Source organism: Patescibacteria group bacterium (assembly GCA_038063375.1).
Taxonomy (GTDB): domain Bacteria; phylum Patescibacteriota; class Minisyncoccia; order Phycocordibacterales; family JANLHH01; genus JANLHH01.
In genome coordinates, this window is the sequence record JBBTVG010000003.1 from 1 (window position 1) to 8959 (window position 8959).

7 protein-coding genes are annotated in these 8959 nt (G+C 48.7%); all 7 read left to right on the forward strand.

From position 1 onward, the window contains the following. Positions 1–357: 357 nt before the first annotated feature. On the forward strand, positions 358–804 hold the full coding sequence (locus tag AAB523_00335; GenBank protein ID MEK7555715.1) for an SET domain-containing protein: 447 nt from the start codon (positions 358–360) through the stop codon (positions 802–804). A 60-nt stretch (positions 805–864) separates the two neighbouring features. Further along, the gene (locus tag AAB523_00340) at positions 865–1548 is read left to right on the forward strand and encodes an HAD family phosphatase (protein ID MEK7555716.1); all 684 of its coding nucleotides are present in this window, start codon (positions 865–867) and stop codon (positions 1546–1548) included. A 50-nt stretch (positions 1549–1598) separates the two neighbouring features. Beyond that, a complete protein-coding gene (locus tag AAB523_00345; protein ID MEK7555717.1) occupies positions 1599–4832 on the forward strand; it encodes a DUF4038 domain-containing protein in 3234 nt (1077 codons plus the stop codon). A 5-nt stretch (positions 4833–4837) separates the two neighbouring features. Beyond that, on the forward strand, positions 4838–5071 hold the full coding sequence (locus tag AAB523_00350) for a hypothetical protein (protein ID MEK7555718.1): 234 nt from the start codon (positions 4838–4840) through the stop codon (positions 5069–5071). Between the two features lie 275 nt (positions 5072–5346). Further along, a complete protein-coding gene (locus AAB523_00355; GenBank protein ID MEK7555719.1) occupies positions 5347–6480 on the forward strand; it encodes an HD domain-containing protein in 1134 nt (377 codons plus the stop codon). Between the two features lie 966 nt (positions 6481–7446). Then, on the forward strand, positions 7447–8145 hold the full coding sequence (locus tag AAB523_00360; GenBank protein ID MEK7555720.1) for a hypothetical protein: 699 nt from the start codon (positions 7447–7449) through the stop codon (positions 8143–8145). A 130-nt stretch (positions 8146–8275) separates the two neighbouring features. After that, the coding region (locus AAB523_00365) for a hypothetical protein (GenBank protein MEK7555721.1) at positions 8276–8959 on the forward strand (684 nt) is incomplete at its 3' end.

The following is an 8959-nucleotide window of genomic DNA, read 5'->3' on the forward strand; positions in this document are numbered from 1 at the left end:
CTTGAAATTGTCAGCGGTGCGGCTCCGCCGCCTTTCCGAATTTTCGCGGGGGGAGTTTTCCGGAAAAATGCGTTCGGACTAATTCAAGAATACTGTATATAAGCAAAGCGAAGATGACCGAAAGGAGCCAACTGCTTGGCTCCGTGCAAGAATTGATTTAGGTCAGATATTTCTGCTAGAATATATTGATGACGAGATGGCGAGCGAAATTAGGAGCTGTCTCGCAGGTAAACTTTTTGTTAAAATATAGGCCACTGCGGCAGAGACAACGCGGTATTGACCTATATTAGCTCCTCGGCTCGAGAGTATAAAAGTAATCTTTTATACTCTGCTCGCTCTACGTCGCTAATAAAAGCTATGCTTTTGGTGAGAACAAAAATAGGGAAAAGTAAGATCCATGGAACCGGCTTGTTTGCCGACGAGGATATACCTAAAGGCCTAGTCATTTGGAGATATTTTCCAAATCTGGATATTGCGTTGAGTATCAAGGAGGTTCTGAAACTGCCGGTTGTTGCTCAAAATTATATATATAAGCACGCATGGCTCAGCAAAAAACTCAATAAATATATTTTGAGTTTTGATAATGATCGATTTGCCAACCATTCAGAGGAATACAATGTCGGCGAAAAGCCCACCGACGCGGAAGACGAGCCATCCGCTATTGCGTTAAGGAGCATAAGTAAAGGGGAGGAAATAACTTTCAATTATCAAGATATTGATTCTGATCATAAAAGGAAACTTCTATCGGGAGAAAAAGATTCAAAGGAAGCAAAAATATTAAAGGCGTCTGCCGTTTTACGGTAAGGAAGAAAAACGACCATAAAACGGTCGTTTTTTGCATGGAAGCGTAGTACAATGGCAATAATGAAGAAGGTAGCAATTTTTGATGTTGACGGCACGATCTTCCGTTCCAGTCTTCTGATTGAAGTGGTGGATGTGCTTATTGAAGAAGGTTTGTTTCCTCCCGAGGCACGCAAACGCTATGATGACGAGTATAAGCGTTGGCTTGATCGCAAAGGCGACTATCAAGATTATATCGGCATGGTAGTAGGAACATTCATAGAGTATCTCAAGGGAGTACACTACGCAGATTTCATGCATGCCGCGGAAATTGTCCTCCATCGTCATCAGGATCGTGTCTATCGCTATACGCGTGATCTCGTCAAAGAACTAAAAAGAAAAAATTATTATCTGCTTGCCATATCGCAGTCTCCCAAATCAATTCTGGAAGGATTTTGTAAGGCACTTGGTTTTGATAAGGTGTACGGCCGGCTTTATGAGATCGGCGCGGAGAGCCGGTTTACCGGAAATATTATTGATGAACACTTGATCGCCAATAAGGCAAACATTGTGCGCCGCGCGGTTGAGAAAGAGGGGCTCTCACTGGAAGGATCAATCGGTGTTGGCGATACGGAAGGGGACATTCCTTTTTTAGAGCTTGTGGAGACGCCAATCTGTTTTAATCCAAACAGCGAGCTGTATCGCTACGCGCGAATCAATGGATGGAAAGTGGTTGTGGAGCGAAAGGATGTTATTTATGAGTTATAGTGTGGATATCTCTTTTTGAACATATCTCATTAATGATACAATTAAAACAAATGTCTTCGCGATTTTTTTTAGCATCCCTCATTCTCTCTGCTTTCTTTTCCCCCGCTTTCGTCGGCGCCGCCACCGTCTCCGACATTGAATTGCGTATCGCTTCGCTCCTTTCCCAACTGCAGATACTTCAGGGCGAATTACAGAATTTGAAATCAGGAGAAGCCGCACTATCCGCCACTTACGTTTCCTCGTCATCATCCATTACTCCTTTTACCACCACGCTCGGCAAGGGAAGCGAGGGAAGCGATGTCACTAAACTCCAGCAATATCTCGCGAAAGACCCCGCTCTCTATCCCGAAGGAACAATCTCCGGCTACTTTGGCTCCTTGACCGAAGCCGCCGTCAAGCGTTTTCAGCAAAAACATAACATCGTCTCTTCAGGCACGCCAACCACCACGGGTTATGGCGTACTCGGACCCAAGACGAGAACGGCACTGAATGCACTTCTTGCCACCCCAACGCCTGCCTCGACTGACGCGAGTCAAGGCGGGCCAACCTCCACCCCGTTATATACTCCCAATACTCCCAACCGCTCACCCAACCTCTCTGTCACCGGAGACCGCATCGTATTTCTTCCCAACAGCGCATCGCTCTCGGGCATTGCCACCGATGACGGAAAGCCCGCGAGTACTCTCGCATACTTCTGGAAAAAAGCTTCCGGTCCCGGTACCGTCACTTTTTCTTCTCTTACCACAAAAGACACCGCCGCTTCGTTTAGCGCACCCGGTGATTACCAGATCACCCTCACGGTTTCCGATGGCGACCTCTTTGCCACTTACACCATTGCCGTATCAGTCAAGGCGGCCGCCTTGACGCCAATACCCGTCACACCCCCCGCGACTACCACGAGTGACGCACTCACTTCGCCGTGGACGCTCACCGATATCGGAAACCCGGCTCCTCTGGGAAACATTTCATATACGAACAACATATTCACCCTGAAAGCGGGAGGTGTCGATATTTGGAATACGGCCGATCAATTTAGTTTTATCTCCCAACCTGTCACCGGCGACAAAGAGATCATCGCTCGCGTGAATTCTCTCACCAACACCGACCCATGGGCGAAAGCGGGCGTAATGATCCGCGATTCTCTTTCAGCCGGAAGCCCTCACGCCATGATGATCGTGACACCCACTTCAGGACTCGCATTCCAGAGGCGCGTGACACAGGGGGGTATTTCGTCATCTCTTGATCTGAGCAGCGCCGGCACCGCGCCTCAATACGTCCGCCTCGTGCGAAATGGCAATACCATCTCTGCTTATTACGGGAACTCTCCCACCGGTCCATGGACTTTCACGGAGAGGGTCAACGTCGCCATGACCGGCACCGACTACATCGGCCTCGTGGTCGTTTCCAGTATCCAAGGTATTCCCGCTACCGCAGTCTTCTCCAACGTTTCGGTTGCCACGCCACCACCTGCCACTCCGGCACCCCTCGTACCGACTCTCACATTTTCTACAAATCCCACTACTATCACTGCGGGGCAGAACGCCACGCTCACCTGGTCTGCGACAAACGCCACATCTTGCTCTGCAAGCGGCAGCTGGTCGGGTACCAAGGCAACGAGTGGAAACCAGACCGTCACCCCCGCTCAAACTGCTACGTACACACTTGCCTGCACGGGGGCGGGTGGCAATGTGACTAAATCAGTAACCGTGTCTGTGGGCGGCGGGGAAACGGTCACCCAATGGGCACCGCATGTTCTTTCGTTTACCTCTGCACAAACGTTAAGTTGGAGCAGTTTCCCGGTGCAAGCGACATTCACTCACCCGCAAAGCGGTACATCGCTTACGCTGGACGGCTATTGGGATGGAGGCAATACGTGGCGGGTGCGATTTGCACCGACACGGACGGGCACGTGGGAATGGACCACTTCTTCAAACGACATCGGTTTAAACAGTAAATCGGGAACTCTTAATGCGGTGGCGCCGTCTGCAAATGAAATTTCCGGGAATCCAAACTATCGCGGCCATGTGAAGGTCAATGGCCGATATTTCACCTACGCCGACGGGACGCCGTATTTCCTTCTTGGAGACACAAACTGGAATATGGTCAGTTCCAACACGACACCCGGAGACGAGCTTGACCGATGGATAGCGGACAGAAAGGGAAAAGGGTTCACCGCGGTGATGACGCGGTTTATGTCTGACCGAGAGTTTCCGGGTGAAGGAGGGAAACTGCCATTTTACGGCGGTGGCCGGATTGACGTAAACGACGCGTATTTCCGCGACGTGGACGAACGAGTTCTCTATATCTGGGGTCAGGGTCTGGTGGTCATGGGGCATCCCGACTGGATCATGGGCGGCACTGCGCTCACGCTTGATGAAGGCATTAATATTTCACGGTATATGCTTGCGCGATACGGCGCATACAATATCATATGGAGTTTAACGGGAGAATTTCAGTATGCGGCGGAGAACAACAATCATTGGTTCTGGAATAATTACGCGGATACCCGCGCGCTTGGTAACGCGGTGAAAGCGCACAATCCTTATGGTCATCCGGTAAGCATTCATCCGGGAGGGTGCGGGGGAGATAGCGCCTCAACTCTCGGAGGGTGCGGAGGAAGCAGTTCCTATTTCCACAATGAAGGATGGTTGGACCACAATTGGATACAAACGCATTTCACATGGGAGGCGATTCCCGGGACCATGCGGGAGGCATACGATCGTTCACCCGCAAAGCCCGTTATTCAGGCGGAGCCGTGTTATGAGGGGGCGCCGAGCGGCTGGAGCCCTTGGTATGGTAATCGTGGCGCGTGTACCACGTATCTTGCGCGTATGCAGGGGTGGATTTCCATGTTAAGCGGCGCCATTGGATATGTATATGGGGCGCAAGGACTCTATTACGGTGACGATTGGAACGCGCTCTCGCTTCCCGGTTCAACCGCGATCGGACATATGAAAAATTTATTTACTGCACTGCCACAGTGGTGGCTCATGACACCGACCGTTGATTGCGTAAGAATTAACGGTAGCAATCCTGTTTCTACCGACATGTCGCATCCGCGTTGCGCGGGAGTTTCCGGCGTATGGTATGCCGCGTATTTGCCGCAAGACGTAAACGGGACGGTGCAACTCAGAAATATCGTAACCGGCACTTATCGCGCGCGATGGTTTAATCCGAGGAGCGGTGAGTACACGACCATCAATAACTCTCTTTCAGCAAGCGGTTTGTGGACGATCCCTGCTCGTCCCGATAGCAACGATTGGGTGGTGGTTATTGATAAATAATTTTTATGCAGAAACTCCTCCTCACCATACTCACTCTCTTTCGTCTCCCATCCAACAATACTGAGTACTGCTTCTACCGCAAGCTCTTGACCTCCCCTGAACGTGTCTTCATTCCCTACGCAAAGACCACTACATCAAGCCCTCACTACAACCAATGCGCCGCAGGTGTTGGGCAGCGAAGCGGCATCGGCATCAATGATACAATATGGACATGGGCAGACACTCTCTTTAAGTTCTAGTTTTGCAAGTGTCTCATAAGCGCGATAAGGGATATTGAAAAAGGTTGGTATATATGAATAAAGTGCACAACTGGCCGTTATTTCAACAAGCGAGGAGCGCGTGGAAAATTCTGATTTTACACGGCGTCCGAGCACCGTTGAAACAAAGGGTTTATAATGCCCTTTATATAACGGTCAGTTGTGCACAGGGTGTCTTTACAAGAGACAAAAATAAGGTATAATAAAAGTTATTAAAGTCACTTCATCTTTGTAATGATAATTACAGGATACGCGTTATGATAGAAGGATTATCCGCATTGAAAACACGATCTCTAGAAGAACACAATCAAATTGCGGGTTTTGAATATAGCAGTAAAATCAATCGGACAGAGCAAGAGCGCTCTGCCCGATTGATTGCTCAAGGAGGGGATTATAAAGCTATTGACCGCGAATTGGAAAAAAGCAGGTTGTTTGATGAACAAATAAAGCGTGTTAAAGAACAGGCATTTATTGGTTTTTTGACGCCCGAAAACTGGAAAATGCTTACGGCTCTTGAATTATTTGATAAAGGTACCTTCGAGCATTCTGTAGAAACCTATCATATCGCCCGCAACAAAATAGAGAAAGTGCTTGATGGTCAGGTGATTATCGCCAAATTGATAGAGCAGGAAGGGGTTCTACTGGAACAGTTTTATCGCGCGTGCCTCTTTCATGATATCGGGAAAATAGAGATTCCAAATTTCCTTATAAACAACAAACTTACCGATGGAGACTGGATGGATATTCTTTGCCGAATGGTCTGCGAAGAGCATAACGAAGAGTTATCCCGCGCGGTGATCAAGAAAACAGGTCTTTCATTGGGTGCTTTGAGTGACGAACAACATTTGCGGGCGGTATTCGCGGAGAAGCTGCTTCGGGCCGTAAAATTGGTGCCGGTCAAAGAAGCGCTTACCGGTGAAGAAATTGAGGAATTGAAAGCGCGCGGGTTTTCTCCTGACATGTCGCTCTCAAAGATACTTGAGGCGCACGAAGAGGCTTCGGAGCGTATTTTGCGCGAAGCGCAGTTTGATATTGAAGGAAAACTGGTGGGACAGCATCATAACTATAAAGGGAAAAAGATAGATGAAATGGAAGTTCCTGTTGCTACCAGCTCGCTGTGTATCAGCGTGAGCTTAGCCGACGTGATGCATTTGGCAGACGTACAACAGGCGCTTCAACAACACCGGTCATATAAGACAAAGCAATCAAAAATATGTATGCTTGCTACCTTGGCACACCAAGCAGAGTTGGGATATGTCTCTGAGTATATTGCGTATCTGTGGATCAATGATGAGATGAAGGATATTTCTCCCGAAGAGTTGCAAAGTGAGGGCAATCAAGCTGATCTTCTCACAATACACGCGCTCCTTGACCGTTATCATGCGAAGTAAAGAATGTTTTAGTTAGGTTTCATAACGCCTTTTGCACGAAATATCCTCTCACAGAAGAGGATTTTTTGTTGGCGAAGAAGGAAGTTGTAATGGACACTTTGTAAAAGACATCTGGCCCCATACTCTCTACTCAAAACAGAGGTTGACATCGGCGCGTAAAGGACATAATATTCGGACGGAGGAACTCTTAATAAAGGTGATGTAAAAAGAAAGGAGGCGAGTAGTGTCCTTTTGAAAAATACAGAAAAGGGGGCTCAACCAAGATTCTGCTTTTGTAGGATCTTTTTCCCCGGTTGAGCACCCCTTTCTCTATTTTTTCTCTTTTTTGTTTTTGTCCATTATAGAAAGTATGCCGTGGAAAGGTATTTTCGTTACAGCATTCAAATCGATCCCCCATTGGACGTCCGACGTCCAATGGGGGATAAGAACAGGCGTCGCACTTCAGGGTTGAATGTAGCAGGTGCGGTTGACTAATTTTAAATATTATATCGTAAAAAAAATACCCATTTTTCGGCGTTGACAATCTTGGTGCGAGGTATACCATAAATTCTGTCACTCATACATTGGTTTTTACTAAAAAATAACGATCATTTCCGCGGGGAAACGGGATTGATCCAAAAAACTGTGTACTATATTTCCCCGTATCTGGTATTTGGAAAACTGCATACAGTGGGAAAGTAAGCACCCTTACAAAAAAAGAACATCCTTATCGGTTGGTTTATTTGTTTTTGTGTTCTCGTACGAATTTCATACTTTAGCACACCATCCTTGCACTCCTGCACTCTGTTTACATTTTCTATTGTTGTCTGGTTGGATCACGCGCCCGCATCTAAAAGCTATGGTGAATTAAAGCATGGGCTTCGGTAAGAAGTTCAGTGTGGTCGATACAGTATCACTTCTTCCGCACCCTCTCGGGAGCGGAAGAAGTGATACCAATCCTTTATTTATTCATAAAATTATAAATATATGACAAATACAAAAAACATGAAGGGAATTCTTGCCATTGGAGCAATTGCTACAGGCATGTTTCTCGCTCTCGCGGTGGCGACACCTGCTTTTGCTGAGGATCATTTGGAGAGCGACGACACGGTCATCAACGACAACGAAGCTCTCGTTTGTAACGAGGTGGTAGCTGTGGCAAACACCGGCGGCAATGAAGCTTCCGGAAGTTACGGCGGCAACGGCGGTCGTGGCGGCGACATCAGAAACAGTGGTGACGATGTTGACGACAGCACAACTGGCAACGGCGGCAACGGCGGAAGTGGTGATGTTGGCGGTACCATTTACACCGGCAACGCAAACGCAAACGCGCTTGCGCTCAACGATATCAATTCAAACGACACCGAGATTAACCGATGCGGTGAATGCGGAGGTGCTGAAGACGGAGACGTGGTTGTGGTGAATATAAATCGCGCAATGGTACGCAATGGCGTAGGAGCTATGGCGAATACCGGCGAGAATGGCGCTGACGGAAGTTACGGCGGCGAAGGTGGTAATGGCGGCGACATTGACAACAACGGTGATGATGTTGACGACAGCGCAACCGGTGACGGCGGAACAGGCGGTCCTGGCGGTCCGGGCGCGTTGATCCAAACGGGTCATGCAAACGCAAACGCGGGTGTGATCAACGTTGTCAATCGCAACCTGACACGCATTCTGCGCTAGTCTCTCGAAGATCAAGGAGTACTGCTCCTTCCTTCGGGTGAGGCTTGGATGTGCACTATCGAAGCTTTTCCCGAGGGGATATCTCTGAAAAAGGTCGATATCTTATTAGGTTTTAAAAACAAAAAATACCATGAAATATACGACAAAGATTCCTATGGTGTTTATTATCGCGCTCGCGCTTCTCGGCGTACCGGCATACGCGGCAACCGACTACGCAAGTTCCGTGGAAAGTTTCACCCAGGGTCTCCGAAACAACGGCAGTGCCGTTCTTCCTGCACGATCCGATGCCGGGAAGGCACTGGGACCGGAGGATGGAGACTTTGTCTCTCTTGGTTTTGGCGGTGAGCTCGTGCTCAAGTTCCCGACACTTGTCGGCAGTAGCTTGACGGTTACGGTACTTGAAACCACGTTTGCTTCCTATCCGGCGGAGAGAGCGAATGTGTATGTAAGCGAGGACAACGTCAGCTGGACGTTTATTGGAACGGCGGACAACAGTGTGAGTCAACCAAACAACGTCCCGCATCCTTCCGTGTTTGATTTAGGGGATTCCTGCATCCAGTATGTAAAACTCGTTGATGCTACTGACGGGGGATTGCACGATCCTACGGCGGACGCTTTTGATGTTGACGCGGCAAGCGCTGACTACACCGATGCGTGTGAACGTCGCGCTCATGGCGACGACACGGTCATCAATGACAACGAAGCTTATGTTGGCAATGTGGTAATGGCTGGCGCAAACACCGGTGGCAACGAAGCTGGCGGAAGTTACGGCGGCAACGGCGGACGAGGCGGCGACATCAGAAACAGCGGTGAC

What these genes read in the sequence shown, in the direction of transcription:
- AAB523_00335 (MEK7555715.1), top strand. Translation starts at nt 358, where the DNA reads ATGCTTTTGGTGAGAACAAAAATAGGGAAAAGTAAGATCCATGGAACC.
- AAB523_00340 (MEK7555716.1), top strand. Translation starts at nt 865, where the DNA reads ATGAAGAAGGTAGCAATTTTTGATGTTGACGGCACGATCTTCCGTTCC.
- AAB523_00345 (MEK7555717.1), top strand. Translation starts at nt 1,599, where the DNA reads ATGTCTTCGCGATTTTTTTTAGCATCCCTCATTCTCTCTGCTTTCTTT.
- AAB523_00350 (MEK7555718.1), top strand. Translation starts at nt 4,838, where the DNA reads ATGCAGAAACTCCTCCTCACCATACTCACTCTCTTTCGTCTCCCATCC.
- AAB523_00355 (MEK7555719.1), top strand. Translation starts at nt 5,347, where the DNA reads ATGATAGAAGGATTATCCGCATTGAAAACACGATCTCTAGAAGAACAC.
- AAB523_00360 (MEK7555720.1), top strand. Translation starts at nt 7,447, where the DNA reads ATGACAAATACAAAAAACATGAAGGGAATTCTTGCCATTGGAGCAATT.